The 17,700-nt window shown below is 73.5% G+C and carries 17 protein-coding genes; 5 read left to right on the forward strand and 12 right to left on the reverse strand.

Annotated elements, in window-relative coordinates; translation table 11 throughout:
- The first annotated feature begins 195 nt into the window (after positions 1–195).
- Complete coding sequence (locus ACWPWV_RS16910) at positions 196–2,646, forward strand: DNA gyrase/topoisomerase IV subunit A (RefSeq protein ID WP_454044077.1); 2,451 nt, start codon at positions 196–198, stop codon at positions 2,644–2,646.
- A gap of 97 nt (positions 2,647–2,743) precedes the next feature.
- Positions 2,744–4,147 (forward strand): PP2C family protein-serine/threonine phosphatase, encoded by a 1,404-nt coding sequence (locus tag ACWPWV_RS16915; RefSeq protein WP_454044078.1) that lies wholly within the window; start codon positions 2,744–2,746, stop codon positions 4,145–4,147.
- Positions 4,148–4,151: 4 nt separating this feature from the next.
- Here ACWPWV_RS16915 and ACWPWV_RS16920 read toward each other — a convergent pair whose 3' ends face one another.
- From ACWPWV_RS16920 to ACWPWV_RS16970, 11 genes are all read right to left on the reverse strand, one after another.
- The gene (locus ACWPWV_RS16920; protein ID WP_454044079.1) at positions 4,152–4,475 is read right to left on the reverse strand and encodes a hypothetical protein; all 324 of its coding nucleotides are present in this window, start codon (positions 4,473–4,475) and stop codon (positions 4,152–4,154) included.
- Positions 4,476–4,482: 7 nt separating this feature from the next.
- Positions 4,483–5,202, reverse strand: coding sequence for a lysoplasmalogenase (locus ACWPWV_RS16925; protein ID WP_454044080.1), 720 nt, complete (start codon positions 5,200–5,202; stop codon positions 4,483–4,485).
- Positions 5,203–5,344: 142 nt separating this feature from the next.
- Positions 5,345–6,694 carry a helix-turn-helix domain-containing protein gene (locus ACWPWV_RS16930; RefSeq protein ID WP_454044081.1) on the reverse strand — a complete coding sequence of 450 codons (1,350 nt, stop codon included), beginning with the start codon at positions 6,692–6,694 and terminating at the stop codon, positions 5,345–5,347.
- Positions 6,695–6,915: 221 nt separating this feature from the next.
- Positions 6,916–7,269, reverse strand: coding sequence for a metal-sulfur cluster assembly factor (locus tag ACWPWV_RS16935; protein ID WP_251150816.1), 354 nt, complete (start codon positions 7,267–7,269; stop codon positions 6,916–6,918).
- A complete protein-coding gene (sufU, locus tag ACWPWV_RS16940; RefSeq protein ID WP_454044082.1) occupies positions 7,266–7,814 on the reverse strand; it encodes a Fe-S cluster assembly sulfur transfer protein SufU in 549 nt (182 codons plus the stop codon). The genes ACWPWV_RS16935 and sufU overlap by 4 nt, the downstream gene beginning before the upstream one ends.
- A gap of 10 nt (positions 7,815–7,824) precedes the next feature.
- Entirely contained in the window at positions 7,825–9,144 is a 1,320-nt protein-coding gene (locus tag ACWPWV_RS16945; RefSeq protein ID WP_454044083.1) for a SufS family cysteine desulfurase, read from the reverse strand.
- A 49-nt stretch (positions 9,145–9,193) separates the two neighbouring features.
- Entirely contained in the window at positions 9,194–9,976 is a 783-nt protein-coding gene (sufC, locus tag ACWPWV_RS16950; RefSeq protein ID WP_454044084.1) for a Fe-S cluster assembly ATPase SufC, read from the reverse strand.
- A gap of 59 nt (positions 9,977–10,035) precedes the next feature.
- Entirely contained in the window at positions 10,036–10,380 is a 345-nt protein-coding gene (locus ACWPWV_RS16955; protein WP_454044085.1) for a non-heme iron oxygenase ferredoxin subunit, read from the reverse strand.
- A complete protein-coding gene (gene sufD, locus ACWPWV_RS16960) occupies positions 10,377–11,636 on the reverse strand; it encodes a Fe-S cluster assembly protein SufD (RefSeq protein ID WP_454044086.1) in 1,260 nt (419 codons plus the stop codon). Before sufD ends, ACWPWV_RS16955 begins: the two co-directional genes overlap by 4 nt.
- Position 11,637: 1 nt before the next feature.
- Positions 11,638–13,098 (reverse strand): Fe-S cluster assembly protein SufB, encoded by a 1,461-nt coding sequence (sufB, locus tag ACWPWV_RS16965; RefSeq protein ID WP_454044087.1) that lies wholly within the window; start codon positions 13,096–13,098, stop codon positions 11,638–11,640.
- Positions 13,099–13,230: 132 nt separating this feature from the next.
- Positions 13,231–14,073: a helix-turn-helix transcriptional regulator gene (locus tag ACWPWV_RS16970; protein ID WP_454044088.1), complete on the reverse strand. Its 843-nt coding sequence runs from the start codon at positions 14,071–14,073 to the stop codon at positions 13,231–13,233.
- 141 nt (positions 14,074–14,214) lie between these two features.
- Between ACWPWV_RS16970 and ACWPWV_RS16975 the strand changes: the two genes are divergently transcribed.
- The 3 genes from ACWPWV_RS16975 to ACWPWV_RS16985 all read left to right on the forward strand — a co-directional run bounded on the left by ACWPWV_RS16975 (position 14,215) and on the right by ACWPWV_RS16985 (position 17,056).
- Positions 14,215–15,180: an ATP-binding cassette domain-containing protein gene (locus ACWPWV_RS16975; protein ID WP_454044089.1), complete on the forward strand. Its 966-nt coding sequence runs from the start codon at positions 14,215–14,217 to the stop codon at positions 15,178–15,180.
- Positions 15,177–16,004 (forward strand): ABC transporter permease, encoded by an 828-nt coding sequence (locus ACWPWV_RS16980; protein WP_454044090.1) that lies wholly within the window; start codon positions 15,177–15,179, stop codon positions 16,002–16,004. The genes ACWPWV_RS16975 and ACWPWV_RS16980 overlap by 4 nt, the downstream gene beginning before the upstream one ends.
- An 80-nt stretch (positions 16,005–16,084) precedes the next feature.
- Positions 16,085–17,056: a COX15/CtaA family protein gene (locus ACWPWV_RS16985; RefSeq protein WP_454044091.1), complete on the forward strand. Its 972-nt coding sequence runs from the start codon at positions 16,085–16,087 to the stop codon at positions 17,054–17,056.
- Positions 17,057–17,077: 21 nt separating this feature from the next.
- Here the strand turns inward: ACWPWV_RS16985 and ACWPWV_RS16990 are convergent, their stop codons facing one another.
- Positions 17,078–17,689 carry an NUDIX domain-containing protein gene (locus ACWPWV_RS16990; RefSeq protein ID WP_454044576.1) on the reverse strand — a complete coding sequence of 204 codons (612 nt, stop codon included), beginning with the start codon at positions 17,687–17,689 and terminating at the stop codon, positions 17,078–17,080.
- Positions 17,690–17,700 lie beyond the last annotated feature (11 nt).

Raw genomic sequence — 17,700 nt, forward strand, 5'->3', positions numbered from 1 at the left:
GCCCCCAGGCTATGCGGTCGACGGCGCGGTGCGCCTGCACCCGTGCGGCCCCGTCCGGGAGGACAATCGTCCTGAGCGGTCACGGTGGTGGTCCGCCCGTGGGTCGCGTGGGCTACCCTCGCGTCCGGCGGGAAGGCCGTCCGCCCATCCCGACCAGCGTCCCGACGCACCCGACCGGCAGGAGCCCGCACGACCATGGCGCGCAAGCCCTCGACCCCCTCGCTCGACCCGGCCGAGGTGAACGAGACGATCGTCGACGTCGACGTCGCCACGGAGATGGAGGGGTCGTTCCTCGAGTACGCCTACTCCGTCATCTACTCGCGCGCCCTGCCCGACGCGCGCGACGGGCTCAAGCCCGTGCAGCGGCGCATCCTCTACATGATGGCCGACATGGGCCTGCGGCCCGACCGCTCCCACGTGAAGTCGGCGCGCGTCGTGGGCGAGGTCATGGGCAAGCTGCACCCGCACGGCGACAGCGCGATCTACGACGCGCTCGTGCGCCTCGCGCAGGACTTCTCCCTGCGCCTGCCGCTCGTCGACGGGCACGGCAACTTCGGCTCGCTGGACGACGGACCGGCCGCCTCGCGGTACACCGAGGCACGTCTCGCGCCGTCGTCGCTCGCGATGACGACCGGTCTCGACGAGGACGTCGTCGACTTCGTGCCGAACTACGACAACAAGCTCACCCAGCCCGAGGTCCTGCCCGCCGCGATCCCCAACCTGCTCGTCAACGGGGCGTCGGGCATCGCGGTCGGCATGGCGACGAACATGGCGCCGCACAACCTCGTCGAGGTGGTCGCCGCCGCGCGCCACCTCGTCCAGCACCCCGACGCCGACCTCGAGGCGCTCATGCGCTTCGTGCCCGGTCCGGACCTGCCCTCGGGCGGCAAGATCGTCGGGCTCGACGGCGTCCGCGACGCCTACCGCACCGGTCGGGGCTCGTTCCGCACGCGTGCCACCGCGCGGGTCGAGAACCTCACGCCGCGCCGCAAGGGCATCGTGTTCACGGAGCTGCCGTACGTCGTGGGGCCCGAGAAGGTCATCGAGAAGATCGCCGAGGGCGTCAAGGCGAAGAAGATCCAGGGCGTCACGGCGGCGACGGACCTCACCGACCGCGAGCACGGCCTGCGGATCGTCGTCGAGGTCAAGACGGGCTTCAACCCCGAGGCCGTGCTCGAGCAGCTCTACCGGTTCACCCCGCTCGAGGACTCGTTCGGCATCAACAACGTCGCGCTCGTGGACGGCCAGCCCCGCACGCTCGGGCTGCGCGAGCTGCTCGTCGTGTGGGTGGACCACCGCATCGACGTCGTGCGCCGGCGGTCCCAGCACCGCCTGCGCAAGCGCTCGGAACGTCTGCACCTCGTGGACGGCCTGCTCGTCGCGATCGTCGACATCGACGAGGTCATCGAGGTCATCAGGTCCTCGGACGACGCCCGAGCCGCACGCGAGCGCCTGCAGACCGTGTTCGACCTGTCCGAGCCGCAGGCGGAGTACATCCTCGAGCTCCAGCTGCGCCGCCTGACGAAGTTCTCCCGCATCGAGCTGGAGAAGGAGCAGGACGCGCTCCGCAAGGAGATCGCCGAGCTCCAGGAGATCCTCGGCGACGACGCGAGGCTCCGCGGCGTGGTGTCGGCCGAGATGGCCGAGGTCGCGAAGACCTACGGCACGCCGCGTCGCACCATCCTGCTCGAGTCCGCGGGCGCCGCGCCCACCACGACGGCCGCCGTGCCGCTCGAGGTGGCCGACACCGCCTGCTGGGCGCTGTTCTCGGCCACCGGTCTGCTCGCCCGGTCGAGCGACGACACCGAGCCGGCCCGGAGCGGCGCGCGGGCGGCGCACGACGTCCTGCGCGGCCGCGTGCGCACCACGGCGCGCGGCGAGATCGGCCTCCTGACGAGCCGGGGACGCATCGTCCGCGTGTCCGTCCTTGACCTGCCCGCGATCCCGCCGACGGACAGCGCCCCGAGCCTGTCGGGCGGCGTGCCGCTGAGCGAGGTCGTCGCGCTCGAGCCGGGCGAGGAGGCCGTGACGATCGTCTCGCTCGACGCCGACGCTCCCCCGCTCGCGCTCGGGACCGCGTTCGGCGTCGTCAAGCGCGTCCTGCCGGGTGACGTCCCGAGCAACCGCGACGCGTGGGAGGTGATCGGGCTCAAGGACGGGGACGCCGTCGTGGGCGCCGCGCCCGCGACCGACGCGGACGAGCTCGTCCTCGTCAGCAGCGACGCGAGCCTCCTGCACTTCGACGCGAAGGCCGTCCGCCCGCAGGGGCGCTCCGCCGGCGGCATGGCGGGCATCCGGCTCGCCGACGGCCAGCGCGTCGCGTTCTTCGGCGTCGTCGCGGCCGACGTGCGGGACCTGGCCGTCGTGGTCACCGTCTCCGGGTCGTCGGACGCGCTGCCGGGCACCCAGACGGGCGCCGCCAAGGTGACGCCGTACGAGCTGTACCCCGGCAAGGGACGGGCGACGGGCGGCGTCAGGGCGCACCGCTTCCTCAAGGGCGAGGACGCGCTGATCCTCGCGTGGGTCGGGCAGGGGCCGCCGCGCGCCACCGGGGCAGGTGGCCAGTCGGCCGAGCTGCCGGCGGTCGACCAGCGCCGCGACGGGTCGGGCACGCCTCTGGCCGCTCCGGTCGTCGCGGTCGGCTGACGAGCGGCTGCGGATCGGCCCGGCCGGGGAGCGACCACCCGCCGTGCCGTCCGCGGCTCGGGCTGCGAGCGACCACGGTTGCGCCAGGCTCGACGGCATGGACCGCAGTCGAGGCAGAAGCGCGCGAGCACGGCCGACCAGGACCGCGTCGATCGACGACGTCGACTATCACGCCGTCTTCGCCGCTCTCACGGCGCCCAAGCTCGTGCTCTCCCCTGAGCTCATGGTGCTCGACGCCAACGAGGCGTTCCTCCGGACCGTCGACGTGCCGGCGACCGCCGTGGTCGGCAGGCACTACCTCGACGTCTTCCCGCTCCGGTCGGGCGGCGAGCCCGCGGCGGAACGCGTCGTCGAGTCGCTCGAGCGCGTCGTCGCCACCGGACGCCTGGAGATGATCGGCCCCCACCGGTACGACCTCCGGGGAGAGGACGGCCGGTGGGAGGAGCGATGGTGGATCACGACGAACGTCCCCGTCGTCGACGCGGGAGGCCGGGTCTCCGTGCTCGTCCACCGGGCGGAGGACGTCACGGACATCGTCCGCTCCCGGCGCGGGCCGGGTGACGGCTCCCGCTCCAGCGGCGCCGGGAGCGGTGCGGATCCGACGGTCGACGACACGACACGCGACACGACCGGGAACGTGGCAGCAGACGTGGCCGGGGACGATCAGCACGACGGTCTCCCGGACGCGGGTCCGGACGGTCTCGTCGACCGGGCTGTGCTCCATCACGCCCTCGCGCTCGGGTCGACGGTCGGCCGGTACGCCGCCGCGCTGGTCCGCGAGCGCCGCGCCGCCCTCGAGCTCCAGGACTCGATCCTCACGCCACCGCCCGACGTCCTCGGTCTGCGCATCGACGTCCGCTACCGCCCCGCGGTCCCCGAGGTCCACGTCGGTGGCGACTGGTACGACGCCTTCGTCCAGCGCGACGGGAGCACGACCGTCGTGGTCGGGGACGTCACCGGCCACGACGTCGCCGCCGCGTCACGCATGGGGCACCTGCGCGGGATCGTCCGGGCGGTCGGGTACAGCACGGGGTCGGGACCCGCCGCCCTCCTCGACGCCGCGGAGGACACCGCGACCGGGCTCGGCCTCGACGCGCTCGCGACGGCCGCCGTCGCGCGGGTCTCCCCCGGCGCCACCGGCGAGCAGCGCACGCTCACGTGGTGCTCGGCGGGACACCTGCCGCCGGTGGTCCGCTCGGCCGACGGCACGGCGCGGCTGCTGAGAGCCAGGAACGACCCGCTCCTCGGGCTCGGGCTCGGCGGTGGCCGCACGGACCACAGCGACACGCTCGGACCCGGTGACACGCTGCTGCTCTACACCGACGGGCTCGTCGAACGTCGGGACCGGCCGTTGCGCGACACCCTCGAGGAGCTGCCGGGGCGCGTCGCCGCCCTCGACCTCGTCGCCCCGGGACGCCTGCTCGACCTGCTGCTGACCGACCTCGTGCCCGCGGGTGCGGAGGACGACGTCGCGCTCGTCGCCGTCCACGTCGAGCGCTGACGCGTCAGTCACCGTCGAGGTGCAGCTCCGTCCCGGGCTCGGACCGGCATCTCAGCGCGAGGTCGCGGACCGTGCGCACGAGCGCTCGCTCGGCCGTTGTGCCGACAGTGGCCCTGCCCAACTCCTCGACGAGCTGCTCCATCTCCGACGACGAGAGGTGCAGGCTCCCGTACGGGTCGGCCCGCGCGAGCATCGGCGAGGTGCTCTTCTCGCAGATCTGGGCGAAGAGCTCGTCGCTGTCGAGGACGGTCGCCAGCTCCTCGTACCGACGGCGACGCGGGCCGCTGCCGGGCTGGACCACGCGCACCCACGAGACGTCGAGTCCCATCGTCGTGCTATCCCTTCTCGCGCGTGCTCGCCCCGGCGGCGACGCGGCGCCCCGCCTCGCCTCGTCCCGCGTCGTGCCGGACACGTCGCAGGACTCCGAGGACGAGCAGCACCTGACCCCCGACGTACGTGAGCATCACCCAGAATCCGTGCGCCGGCAGGGCGTACCAGGGTGCGAACGCGTCGAGCGCGATGAGGGCGTCCGAGACGAGGAACACGGCCCCTCCGACCGCCGCGAGACGGTCGACCCCCGTCGCCGTCACGGCCATCGCGACGAGGCACAGGCCGTAGACGACGACCGGGAGGAGGAGCGCGCCCGCGCCCGGCGCGCACGCGACCACGAGCCCGACGAGCGCGACGAGGTAGGGCGCGAGGGCGAGGGGCCGCCGCAGCACCGAGCCGGAGCGGTACGGCCAGAACGCGAGCGTGAACGTCACCTGCGCGCAGAGGAAGAACCCGACCATGACGAGGAAGGCGGCGTCGCCGTCGGCGAGGTCGGGCGCGGTGTCCCCGAGCCACGAGAACGCGAGCGCGACGAGCGTGAGGCGGACGAGGCGAGGCCGGCGACGTCCCGCGTCGTCCGCGGGCCGCGACGCGAGCCACAGACAGACCGCGAGCGCGGGCATGAGGAACCACTGCGACGTGTCGGCGAGCGTCGAGGCGCCGGCGAGGTGTGCCGCGAGGTGGACGAGGGTGAGCAGGGCGAGCACGCCCCACGCGGCGAGCATGGGCGTCGAGACTCCTTCGGTCGTGCGCCGGCGTCGTTGCCGGCGGCCCGATCCTAGCGCCGGAGCGCGCGGGGCCGACGCGCCGGGGGGTGCGACAGGGACGATCGGCAGCCCTGGCGGCGGCCGATCGTCACCACCTGTCTCAGGCGTTCGCGAGCTCCCGGTCGTCGTCCGCCACGGGCTTCTGGTCCTCGTAGCGACGCACGATGCGGCTGACGGTCGACCGCGACGCCGAGACCTGCTGGGCGATCTCCCGCTGGTTCAGGCCCTGACGGGCGAGCTCGACGATGCGGCGGTCGCGCTCGGCGGTCGGGTCCTCCCCGAGCGAGGGCTCGTCGGACCCGGTCGCCGCCTGCACACCGCCTCGCGGACGGGCGAGGTCGAAGACCTCGACGCGACGGGTGTGCCCCGTCACGGCCGGGGGCTCCGCGACCTGGGGCGCGCCGGTGGAGTCCGGGACGGGCTGGTCCCACGGGAGCGGCCCGGTGCGCCCGAACGCCTCCTTCACGCGCGCCGAGAGGTCGGGAAGCGCCTCGAAGGCCGTCTCGGGCGCGTAGGGCTGCTCGTCCGGCTCGGTGGCCGGAGCCTCGGCTCGTGCCCCGGCGGCCCGCCGGTCCGGAGTCGGCGCGTCGGACCGCGGGGACTCGACCGCGCGGGCCTCGGCGTCGTGCGCCGACTCCAGCGCGAGGGTCTTCAGGCCGCGCGCCTCGGCGGGCGCGGCGGTCCGGGCCACGAGGTCCGCGGGGGCCTCGGCCGGCCCCCGGGCGGTGCCACGCTTGACGGAGCTCGCCCCGATGAGGTCGAGCCGGTTGGCGTGACGCTCCGCGGCCTCCAGGCGGTCGACCCAGATCTGCATGCGGCGCTCGAAGTCCTCGACCGTCAGCAGCTTGAGGGCACCGTCGCGGGCCGCGCGCTGACGCTGGTGGGCGGCCCGGACCTTGCGCAGGTCCGCCGCCGAGCCCGAGCTGTCGACGCGTGCGTCGCGCCACTGCTCCAGGGCGGTGACGTACCCGTGGACGCGCGTCTCCCGGCGACGCTCGTCGAGGGTGTGGCCCGTGACCATGTGCCGCTCCCCCACGAGGGCGAGGTGCCACATGAGCGCGGCGACCAGCGGCGGCACGAACCGGAACACCACCATGTACGGGGTGCTCTCGGTCGGGACGGCGATCTCGTGGAGCGCCGCGAACACGCCCGAGGTGCCCGAGAGCACCCAGGTGAGCGCGAGGAGCACGCCGTACGGGCGACCCTCGAGCGCCGCGTTGCGCGCCATGAGCGCCACGGCGACGAGGCTGACCTCGAGGAAGCCCGCCAGGCCGTACGCCTCGAGCGGCGACATGTGCGCGACCTCGAGACCGAACAGGACCATGCCGCTGTAGGCCAGGGCGGTGGCGATCGTCGCCGCGACGACCACCGCGACCATCGGGAGGTGCCGGCCGCGGTAGCGCGCCTGCCGCGGGGATCCGCCCGAGCCGGTCTGGTCCTGCTGTGTCACGTCATCCTCCGAAAAGTGGTGTGGGCGCACATATCCCAACACTCGGGACAGTCCTCGTCAACGCACCAGAAGGATCGCAACCAGATCGTGAGCAGCGACGACGCGCGCGGCGACGCCGGGGCGTGCCCGGGCCGGCCCGGGCACGCTTCGTCGCGGCCCTGACAGCACGACGCCGCGCCCCCGGTACGGGGACGCGGCGTCGGTGGACGAGCGGCGGGTCGTCAGACGTTGAAGCCCAGCGCGCGGAGCTGGTCCTTGCCGTCGTCGGTGATCTTCTCCGGGCCCCACGGCGGCATCCAGACCCAGTTCACGCGGAACCCGTCGACGAGGCCGTCGAGGGCCTGCGCGGACTGGTCCTCGATGACGTCGGTCAGCGGGCACGCCGCGGACGTCAGCGTCATGTCGATGACCGCGTGGTTGTTCTGGTCGATCTGGATGCCGTAGATGAGGCCGAGGTCGACGACGTTGATGCCGAGCTCGGGGTCGATGACGTCGCGCAGCGCCTCCTCGACGTCCGCGACGTTCGGCGGGCTCGGTGCGACACCCTCGACAGGTGCGCCGGTCTCGGTGCTCATCGGTTCTCCTCCGTCGTTGCCCCGGCGGCCTGCGCCGCGCGGGTCTGGTCTGTGGCGACCCGGTCCAGTGCGCCCGAGGTCACGAGCGAGTCCCGCAGCGCCGCCCAGCCGAGCAGGGCGCACTTGATGCGGGCAGGGTACTGCGAGACGCCGGTGAACGCCGTGGCGTCCTCCAGCTCGTCCTCCGCGTCCTCGTCGAGGCCCTTGCCGCGCGAGCCCATGAGCTCGCGGAAGACCTCGCCGAGGTGCTCCGCCTCGGTCACCGGTCGGCCGGTCACGAGGTCGGTGAGCACCGACAGGGACGCCTGGGAGATGCTGCACCCCTGGCCCTCCCAGCTCACGCGCCGGACCACGGGTCCCGCGGCGTCACCGTCCGCCGGGCCGCCGAGCTCCACGCGCAGCGTCACCTCGTCGCCGCACGTCGGGTTGACCTGGTGCGACTGGCCGCTCGGGGCGCCGTCCGTCACCTCGACCAGGCCCCGCCCGTGCGGGGTCTTCGCGTGGTCGAGGATGACCTGCTGGTACATCTGCTCGATCGAGCTCATGAGAGTCCTCTCAGTCCACCGAGAAGAACGCGCGGACCCCCGCCAACGCTTCCCGGAACGCGTCGACGTCCTCACGCGTCGTGTACACCGAGGCGGACGCCCGGGCGGTCGCCGCGACGCCGAAGCGTCGGTGCAGGGGCTGCGCGCAGTGGTGACCCACGCGCACGGCGATCCCCGCGTCGTCGAGCACCTGGCCGACGTCGTGCGCGTGCACGCCGTCGACGACGAACGACACGACGGCGAGCCGGTCGACCGGCTCGCGCGGACCGACGATCCGCACGCCCGGGATCTCCCCGATGCGCAGGAGCTCGGCGGCGAGCTCGTGCTCGTGCGCGGCGAGACCCTCCATGCCCAGCTCGTCGAGGTACCGCGCGGCGGCACCGAAGCCGACGACCTGCGCGACGGGCTGCGTGCCGGCCTCGAACCGCTGGGGCGGCGCCATGTACGACGACTCGGTCATCGTGACGACCTCGATCATGGACCCGCCGGTCGTGACCGGCGGCAGCGCCTCGAGCAGCTCGCGCTGGCCGTAGAGCGCGCCGACGCCCGTGGGGCCGAGCATCTTGTGCGCGGAGAACACCGCGAAGTCGACGCCGAGCGACGGCAGGTCGACGGGCAGGTGGGGCACCGACTGGCACGCGTCGAGCACCGTGAGCGCGCCGACCTCGCGCGCCCGGGCCACGATCGGCTCCACCGGCGTGACCGCGCCCGTCACGTTGGACACGTGCGTGAACGCGACGACGCGCGTGCGCTCGGTGATGACCGTGGCCGCGTCCTCGACGCGCACGCGCCCGTCGTCGTCGACCTCGAACCACCGCAGCACGGCGCCCGTGCGCGCCGCGAGCTCCTGCCACGGCACGATGTTGGCGTGGTGCTCCGCCTCCGTGACGACGATCTCGTCGCCGGGCGCGAGCACGAAGCGGCGGGCCGCCTCACCCCCGCGGCCCAGCGTCGCGTTCGAGAGACCGTAGGCGACGAGGTTGATCGCCGCCGTGGCGCCCGACGTCCAGACGATCTCGCCCGGCCGTGCGCCCACGAACGCGGCGACGTCGGCCCGGGCCGCCTCGAACGCCTCGGTGGCCTCCTCGGCGAGCTGGTGCGCACCGCGGTGCACCGCGGCGTTGCGCTCCTCGTAGAAGTCGACCTCGGTGTCGAGGACGACCTGCGGCTTCTGCGACGTCGCCGCGGAGTCGAGGTAGACGAGGGGACGACCACCGCGCACGGTGCGCTCGAGCAGCGGGAAGTCCGCCCGCACGGCGGCGAGCTCACCGGCCGACAGGCGCGACGGGCTGCCGTCGAGCTGTCCGGCGGTGTGCGCGGTGGTCGTCATGGTCGTCTCCTCGAAGTCCTTCGGCGCGGGTCGGTCCGGGACCGCTCGGTCAGGCGGACGCCGCCGCGGCGGACTCGACCGAGCCACCGAGGTAGCGGTCGTAGCCCTCTTCCTCGAGGCGGTCGGCGAGCTCCGAGCCACCCTCCTCGGCGACCTTGCCGTCGACGAAGACGTGGACGAAGTCCGGCTTGATGTAGCGCAGGATGCGCGTGTAGTGCGTGATGAGGAGGATGCCCGCGTCGGTGTTGCCGTGGACGCGGTTGACGCCCTCGGAGACGATGCGCAGCGCGTCGACGTCGAGGCCCGAGTCGGTCTCGTCGAGGACGGCGAACTTCGGGCTGAGGAGCTCCATCTGGAGGATCTCGTGACGCTTCTTCTCACCGCCGGAGAAGCCCTCGTTGACCGAGCGCTCGGCGAACGACGCATCCATGCGCAGGCGCTCCATGGCGCCCTTGACGTCCTTGGTCCAGTGCCGCAGCGCGGGCGCCTCGCCGTCGATCGCGGTCTTCGCGGTGCGCAGGAAGTTCGAGACGCTCACGCCCGGCACCTCGACGGGGTACTGCATCGCGAGGAACAGGCCCGCGCGGGCGCGCTCGTCGACGCTCATCGCGAGGACGTCCTCGCCGTCGAGCGTCACGGTGCCGCTCGTCACCTGGTACTTGGGGTGGCCGGCGATGGAGTAGGCGAGCGTGGACTTGCCCGAGCCGTTCGGGCCCATGATGGCGTGGACCTGGCCGCTGTTGATCGTCAGGTCGACGCCGCGCAGGATCGGCTTCGGCCCTTCCTTGGTCTCGACGCTGACGTGCAGGTCGCGGATCTCGAGAGTGGACATTCGTGGATCTCCCAGAAGTGTGGTGATGACGTTCGGGTGCGGCCGCGGCGGGCCGGGTGTCAGGGGGTGCCGACGGTGGTGTCGACGTCGACGAGCACGCGCTCGCCGTCGACCGTCACCGGGTAGACGGGCACGGGACGCATCGCGGGGAGCGCCGTGGGCTGGCCGGTCCGCACGTCGAACTGCGAGCCGTGCAGCCAACACTCGACGAAGCAGCCCTCCACCTCGCCGTCCGACAGGGACACGGCCCCGTGCGAGCAGATGTCCGAGATGGCGTGCCACCCGCCGTCGCCGTCGCGCACGACGGCGACCTCGACGGTGGTGCCCGCGGCGGACGCGAGCTCGACGCGCAGCGCCTCCTCCGGTCCGAGGTCCGCGGTCGTGCAGGCGAGCTGTGCGGTCACGCCACGCCCTCGGCGGTGCCCTCGATGACGGACATCGACTTGCTCAGCTCGCGCTCGATGGCGTCGAGCAGGCGCTGCTCCACCGACTCCACGCCGATCTCGTGGATGAGCTCGGCGAAGAAGCCGCGCACGACGAGGCGGCGCGCCTCGATCTCGGGGATGCCGCGTGCCTGGAGGTAGAAGAGCTGCTCGTCGTCGAACCGGCCGGTCGCCGACGCGTGGCCAGCGCCCTCGATCTCGCCCGTCTCGATCTCGAGGTTCGGCACGGAGTCCGCGCGCGCCCCGTCGGTGAGGACCAGGTTGCGGTTGAGCTCGTACGTGTCGGTGCCCTCCGCCGACGCCTGGATGAGCACGTCGCCGACCCAGACGGTGTGCGCGCCCTCGCCCTGCAGAGCGCCCTTGTAGGTCACGCGCGACTTGCAGCGCGGCACGGCGTGGTCGACGAACAGGCGGTGCTCCTGGTGCTGGTCCGCGTCCGCGAAGTACAGGCCGACCATCTCGACCTCGCCGCCCTCGGCGGTGAACTCGGCGTCGGGCGTCATGCGCACGACGTCGCCGCCGAGCGTCACGACGACGTGCTTGAGACGCGCGTCGCGGCCGATGCGGGCACGGTGCGACGAGGCGTGCACGGCGCCGTCGGCCCAGTCCTGGACCGAGACGACGGTGAGCTGGGCGCCGTCCTCGACGACGATCTCCACCGTCTCGTTGAGCGTCGCGGTGCCGACGTGGTCGAGCACGACGACGGCCTCGGAGTGCCGCTCGGCGCGCACGAGGACGTGGCTCGCGGTCGGCGTGGTGCCGTGGCCCTCGACGCGCACCGACGTGACGTCGGACGCGACGGCCTCCTTCGGCACCGTGATGACGGTCGCCTGCTCGAACGCGTTCCACGCCGTGACGGCGGTGCGGTCGCCCGGCTTGCCGGCCGTGCCGAGCCGCTCGTCGCCGCGACCGACGATCGAGACCTGCACCTCGGGCGCCTCGACGACCGTGACGCGCACGTCGCCGCCGCCGGACTGACCGACGAGCCGGTCCTCGAACAGCGGCGCGAGCCGCGCGACGGGCGAGAAGCGCCACTCCTCCTCGCGCCCGGAGGGCACGGGGATGTCGGCGAGGTCGAACGACGTGAGGCGCTCCGCGCGCGAGCCCTGCGGCACGACGCCGTGGGCGTGCGCGCCGTCGGCCGTCGCGCGCGAGTGGTCCGTCGTCAGGCCGTCGGCCGTCTCGCTGGACTCTTCGGTGGACACTGTGCTGGTCATATCAGCCGACGGACCCTTCCATCTGCAGCTCGATGAGGCGGTTGAGCTCGAGCGCGTACTCCATGGGCAGCTCGCGCGCGATGGGCTCGACGAACCCGCGCACGATCATGGCCATCGCCTCGGTCTCCTCCATGCCCCGGGACATGAGGTAGAACAGCTGGTCCTCGCTCACCCGCGAGACCGTCGCCTCGTGCCCCATGGACACGTCGTCCTCGCGGACGTCGACGTACGGGTAGGTGTCGGACCGGGAGATCTGGTCGACGAGGAGCGCGTCGCACAGCACCGTCGAGGCGGAGTGCGCGGCGCCCTCGAGCACCTGGACCAGACCGCGGTAGGACGTGCGGCCACCGCCGCGCGCGACCGACTTCGAGACGATCGACGACGACGTGTGCGGCGCGGCGTGGACCATCTTCGCGCCCGCGTCCTGGTGCTGGCCCTCGCCCGCGAACGCGATCGAGAGCGTCTCGCCGCGCGCGTGCTCGCCGAGGAGGTAGATCGCCGGGTACTTCATGGTGACCTTCGAGCCGATGTTGCCGTCGACCCACTCCATCGTCGCGCCCTCGGCCGCGGTCGCCCGCTTCGTCACGAGGTTGTACACGTTGTTCGACCAGTTCTGGATGGTCGTGTAGCGCACGCGCGCGTTCTTCTTGACGATGATCTCGACGACTGCGGAGTGCAGCGAGTCGCTCGAGTAGATCGGGGCGGTGCAGCCCTCGACGTAGTGCACGTACGAGCCCTCGTCCGCGATGATCAGCGTCCGCTCGAACTGGCCCATGTTCTCCGTGTTGATGCGGAAGTAGGCCTGGAGCGGGATCTCGACGTGCACGCCCGGGGGCACGTAGACGAACGAGCCGCCCGACCACACCGCCGAGTTGAGCGCCGCGAACTTGTTGTCGCCCGACGGGATGACCGTGCCGAAGTACTCCTGGAAGAGCTCCGGGTACTCGCGCAGGCCCGTGTCCGTGTCGACGAAGATGACGCCCTGCGCCTCGAGGTCCTCGCGGATCTGGTGGTACACGACCTCGGACTCGTACTGCGCCGCGACGCCCGCGACGAGGCGCTGCTTCTCCGCCTCCGGGATGCCGAGGCGGTCGTACGTGGCCTTGATGTCCTCGGGGAGCTCGTCCCAGCTCGTCGCCTGCTTCTCCGTCGAGCGCACGAAGTACTTGATCTTGTCGAAGTCGATGCCCGTGAGGTCGGAGCCCCAGCTCGGCATGGGCTTCTTGCCGAACAGGCGCAGCGCCTTGAGGCGCGCCTTGAGCATCCACTCCGGCTCGTTCTTCAGCGCGGAGATGTTGCGCACGACCTCCTCCGAGAGCCCGCGCTGTGCGGACATCCCGGCGGCGTCGCTGTCGTGCCAGCCGTACTCGTAGGAGCCGATCGAGGCGATGATCTCGTCGTCGGTCTGCTTCTCACCGGTCGGCAGAGCCGTGCCGGCGGCGTCCTGGGTGGGAGCGCTCATGGTGTTCCTTCCACTGTCCGTCGATGCGGAGGGGGCAGTCGGTTCGGGGCGGCCGGGGGACCCGGCGTCGTGCGGTCGTGCGGAGTCGTGCGGTGTCGTGAGGTCGTGACGGGTCGGGCTCGTGCGGTGCGGTCAGCCCGTGCCCGACGGCGGTCTCCCGCGCGTCCGGACGTCCCCGGCTCCCGGCAGCCGGGCGGCCGGGTGGAGCGGGATGTTCGTCGTGCACGCGTGCCCGCCCCCGGCGAGGGTCGCGAGACGCTGCACGTGCGACCCGAGGAGCCGGGCGAAGAGCTGGGCCTCCGCCTCGCACAGCTGCGGGAACTCCTCCGCGACGTGCTGCACCGGGCAGTGGCCCTGGCACAGCTGCACGGCCGAGTTCCCGGGGACGGGACGCACGCTCGCCGCGTAGCCGTCGTCCGCGAGCGCCGCCGCGAGCTGGGCGGCCCGGCCCTCGACGTCGTCGGCGTCCAGGCGCGCGGCGTAGCGCTCGCCGAGCTCGGCGAGGCGCTCGTGCGCGAACCGCTCGACGGCGTCGGGCCCGGCGACGTCACGCAGGAAGCGCAGGGCGTCGGTCGCGAGGTCCGCGTAGGTGCCCGAGAGCTCGCCCTGCCCCGCGGACGTCGCGACGTACCGCCGGGCGGGGCGACCGCGCATCCCGGTGGCGTGACCGGCGTCGTGCACGGCGACGAGGTCGTCCACCTCGAGGAGGGCCAGGTGACGGCGGACCGCGGCCGGGGTGAGGCCGAGGGTCGCCGCGAGGTCTGCGGCGCTCACCGGGCCCGCGCTCGCGACGAGCTCGAGGACGCGCTCGCGCGTGCGTCCGTCCGCGTCCGCGGGGTGCACGACGGGGCGCAGCACGCCGGGCGGGGTTGCTCCTGCTGCCATGCTCACCTCCTGCGGTGCGTCCTCGGTGGGTCGTCGGTGGATCAGGACCGGGTCGCTCGCGCGCACGGCGCGGCCCGATATAGAGAACATGGTTGTTCCCTAATTGCCTGAGCGCAAGCAAGGCCACCCTCAGACGCACGTCCTTCGGGCACCGGTGTGGCGTACACGACACCCGCCGCGCGCGGGTGCCCGGGGCGTCGCGGTCGGGCCGGGTCCCCCTACAATCGGCCAGTGCCCGCCCCTGCCGTGCTCGTGCACGACCTCGTGAAGCGCTACGACGGTCGTGCCGTCGTCGACGGCGTGTCGCTCGCCGCGGAGCGAGGCGCGGTCACCGCGGTGCTCGGACCCAACGGTGCGGGGAAGACGACGACCGTCGAGTGCTGCGAGGGGCTGCGTTCGCCCGACGCGGGCAGCGTCCGCGTCCTGGGCCTCGACCCGGTCGCCGAGGCGCGCGACCTCCGTCCGCGCGTGGGCGTGATGCTCCAGGACGGCGGGCTGCCGACCGGGGTGCGCGCGCTCGAGATGCTGCGCCACGTCGCGTCGATGTACGCGCGGCCCCGCGACGTCGGCGAGCTGACGGAGCGCCTCGGCCTGGAGAGCTTCGCCCGGACGACCGTGCGCCGTCTCTCGGGCGGCCAGCGCCAGCGCCTCGCGCTCGCCGCTGCCGTGGTCGGGCGGCCCGAGGTCGTGTTCCTCGACGAGCCGAGCGCGGGCATGGACCCCCAGAGCCGCCACGCGGTGTGGGAGCTCGTCCGCGAGCTGCGCGCCGACGGCGTGGCCATCGTCCTCACGACGCACCTCATGGACGAGGCCGAGGACCTCGCGGACCGGGTCTACGTCGTCGACCACGGGGCCGTCATCGCCGCAGGCGCGACGCGCTCGCTCCTCGAGACCGGCGCGGACGGCGAGGCCGACCGGACGGTGCGCTTCGAGGCGGCACCCGGTCTCGACCTCGCGGGCCTGGACGCCGCGCTGGCCGGCCCCGCGGCGCCGTCCGACGACGCGGCCCGGGCCGCGTGGCTCGTCGCGGAGCCGCAGCCCGGCTCGTACACCCTCACGGGCCCTGCCGACCCCGCGACGCTCGTGACGCTCACGACGTGGCTCGCGGAGCGCGGCGTCCTCGCGTCGCGCGTCACGGTGGGCCGCCGCACGCTCGAGGACGTGTTCCTCGACCTCACGGGACGGCACCTGCGATGACCACGCCCGAGGACCTGTCGACCACGCGCCGGTCGGCGCCCGCTCCGGTGGCCGCGGGCCCGGGACCGGACGTCTCCGCGCTCGCCGCGCCCGCGTGGCGCCGCGTCGCGGCGCAGACCGCGTTCGAGACGCGCATGATCCTGCGCAACGGCGAGCAGCTGCTCGTGACGGTCGTGCTGCCGGTGATGCTCCTGCTCGGGCTCGTCCTCACGTCGTTCGTGGAGCTGGACACGGGAGGCGCGTCGCGCGTCGACTTCGTGACACCCGGCGTCCTCGCGCTCGCCGTCATGTCCACGGCCTTCACCTCCCAGGCCATCGCCACGGCGTTCGACCGCCGCAACGGCGTGCTGCGCCTCATGTCGACCACTCCCCTGGGCCGCGGCGGGCTGCTCGCGGGCAAGGTGCTGGGCGTGCTGGCGGTCGAGGTCGTCCAGGTGGTCGTCATCTCCGGCGTCGCGCTGGCCCTCGGCTGGCAGCCCGTGCTCGCGGGCGTCCCGGCGGCGGTGCTCGCCGTCCTGCTGGGCACCGCGGCGTTCACGTCGCTCGCGATGCTCCTCGCCGGGACGCTGCGTGCGGAGGGCGTGCTCGCGGTCGCGAACCTCGTCCTCGTGCTCCTCACCGTCGGTGGCGGAGTGCTCGTGCCCGCGGAACAGCTCCCTGGTCCCCTCGCCCACGTCGCCCTGCTGCTGCCGTCGGGCGCGCTCGGCGAGGCGATGCGGGGTGCCCTCCTCACCGGCTCGGTGCCGCCGTTCTCCGTCGTCGTCCTGCTCGGGTGGACCGCCGCGCTCGGCTGGGGTGCGGGCAAGCTCTTCCGCTGGACCTGACGCCCCTCGGCCCGTCCCGCGGGCACATCTCACACCCGCGCGGTTCCAGGCCCGCCCGGCCGTCCCGATACCGTGGGACCGTGAGCACGCACCCCGCCGCGACCGCCGTCCCGGGCACGGAGCGCCCCGACCGCCTCGCCCGCTGGCGACGCTGGACCACGCCCGTGCTCGTCGCGAACCTCGTGGCGCAGATCGGCATCATCGTCACGGGCGGCGCGGTCCGGCTCACGGGCTCCGGGCTCGGCTGCTCGACCTGGCCCCAGTGCGAGCCCGGCCAGTTCACCGCCCAGTTCCACCCCGAGACGACGTACCACCAGTTCGTCGAGTTCGGGAACCGCACGCTCACCGGCGTGCTCAGCGTCATCGCGGTCGCCGCGCTCGTGCTCGTGTGGACGGACCGCTCGCGCACGCTGTCGTACCGCCTGCTCGGCGCGGTCCCGCTCCTGGGCGTCGCAGCCCAGGCCGTCATCGGCGGCGTCATCGTGCTGCTCCACCTGCACCCGGGCTGGGTCTCGCTCCACTTCGTCGTCTCGGCCGCGCTGGTGTCCGTCTCGCTCCTGCTCCTGCACCGCTCCGGGGAGGGCGACGGTCCGCCCGTGCCGACCGTGGACGCGACCACGCGCGCGCTGGGCCGGGTCCTCGCGGGGCTCACGGCCGTCGTCGTGGTGCTCGGGGTGATCACGACCGGCGCCGGCCCCCACAGCGGCGACTCCGAGGTCGGCTACCGCCTCGCCGTCGACCCCGCGCTCATGAGCAAGCTGCACGCGTGGTCCGTGTGGGCGTTCGTGGCGGTCCTGGTGGTCTACCTCGTCCGGGTCCGGACGGCACCGACCGCGGTCCGCCGGGCCGCCTGGACCCTTCTCGCGATCACGCTCGCCCAGGGCGCGATCGGCTACGTGCAGTACTTCACGGGGCTGCCCGCGCTGCTGGTCGGACTGCACATGCTGGGCTCGGCGCTGCTCGTGGCCGGCACCACGCGCGTGGTCCTCACGACCAGGACGCGGGGCGCGCTCGCGCCCGTCCCGGCGGGGACGGTCGTCCCGGGCGCCTGAGCGTCCGGGACGACCACCGGCTCAGCCGCCCCGGCGCTCCGGCCAGGGCGCGTCCGCCGGGCGCAGCGACGACCAGCCGCCCGCCCGCGACGCCGCGGCCGCCAGGACGCCGACGACGGCGGACGGGTTGTGCACGTCGCCGCGCAGCACCGCACCCACGGCGTCGTCGAGCGGCACCCAGCGCAGCTCCATGTCCAACTCCTCGGCCTCGCGGGCGAACCGCTCGGCCTCCGGGACGGGCGACAGGTCGCGCGCGAGGAACACGCGCAGCGCCTCGTTGGAGCCGCCCGGGGTCGTGAAGTAGTCGACGAGCACGTCCCAGCGGCCCGCCCGCAGGTCCGCCTCCTCGGCGAGCTCCCGGGCGCCGGCGAGCTGCGCGTCCTCGCCGTCCACGTCGAGCAGGCCCGCGGGCACCTCCCACAGCTCGCGCCGCACCGGGTGCCGGTACTGGCGCAGCAGGAGGACGCGCTCGTCGTCGTCGAGGACGACGACGGCCACCGCTCCAGGGTGGTCGAGGTACTCGCGCGTCACGGGTCCGTCGCCGAGCTCGACCACGTCGGAGCGCAGGTCGAACACACGGCCCGCGTGCACGACGGAGGTCTCGGAGACCGGCCGCGGGGCGAGGGCGTCCATGACGGGTCCGT

Source organism: Cellulosimicrobium sp. Marseille-Q8652 (genome assembly GCF_965112045.1).

Coding starts and splice junctions, on each gene's coding strand:
- ACWPWV_RS16980 (WP_454044090.1), top strand. CDS start 15,177: ATGACCACGCCCGAGGACCTGTCGACCACGCGCCGGTCGGCGCCCGCT.
- sufC (WP_454044084.1), bottom strand. CDS start 9,976: ATGTCCACTCTCGAGATCCGCGACCTGCACGTCAGCGTCGAGACCAAG.
- ACWPWV_RS16970 (WP_454044088.1), bottom strand. CDS start 14,073: ATGTTCTCTATATCGGGCCGCGCCGTGCGCGCGAGCGACCCGGTCCTG.
- ACWPWV_RS16945 (WP_454044083.1), bottom strand. CDS start 9,144: ATGACGACCACCGCGCACACCGCCGGACAGCTCGACGGCAGCCCGTCG.
- ACWPWV_RS16925 (WP_454044080.1), bottom strand. CDS start 5,202: ATGCTCGCCGCGTGGGGCGTGCTCGCCCTGCTCACCCTCGTCCACCTC.
- ACWPWV_RS16935 (WP_251150816.1), bottom strand. CDS start 7,269: ATGAGCACCGAGACCGGCGCACCTGTCGAGGGTGTCGCACCGAGCCCG.
- sufU (WP_454044082.1), bottom strand. CDS start 7,814: ATGAGCTCGATCGAGCAGATGTACCAGCAGGTCATCCTCGACCACGCG.
- sufB (WP_454044087.1), bottom strand. CDS start 13,098: ATGAGCGCTCCCACCCAGGACGCCGCCGGCACGGCTCTGCCGACCGGT.
- sufD (WP_454044086.1), bottom strand. CDS start 11,636: ATGACCAGCACAGTGTCCACCGAAGAGTCCAGCGAGACGGCCGACGGC.
- ACWPWV_RS16915 (WP_454044078.1), top strand. CDS start 2,744: ATGGACCGCAGTCGAGGCAGAAGCGCGCGAGCACGGCCGACCAGGACC.
- ACWPWV_RS16920 (WP_454044079.1), bottom strand. CDS start 4,475: ATGGGACTCGACGTCTCGTGGGTGCGCGTGGTCCAGCCCGGCAGCGGC.
- ACWPWV_RS16910 (WP_454044077.1), top strand. CDS start 196: ATGGCGCGCAAGCCCTCGACCCCCTCGCTCGACCCGGCCGAGGTGAAC.
- ACWPWV_RS16990 (WP_454044576.1), bottom strand. CDS start 17,689: ATGGACGCCCTCGCCCCGCGGCCGGTCTCCGAGACCTCCGTCGTGCAC.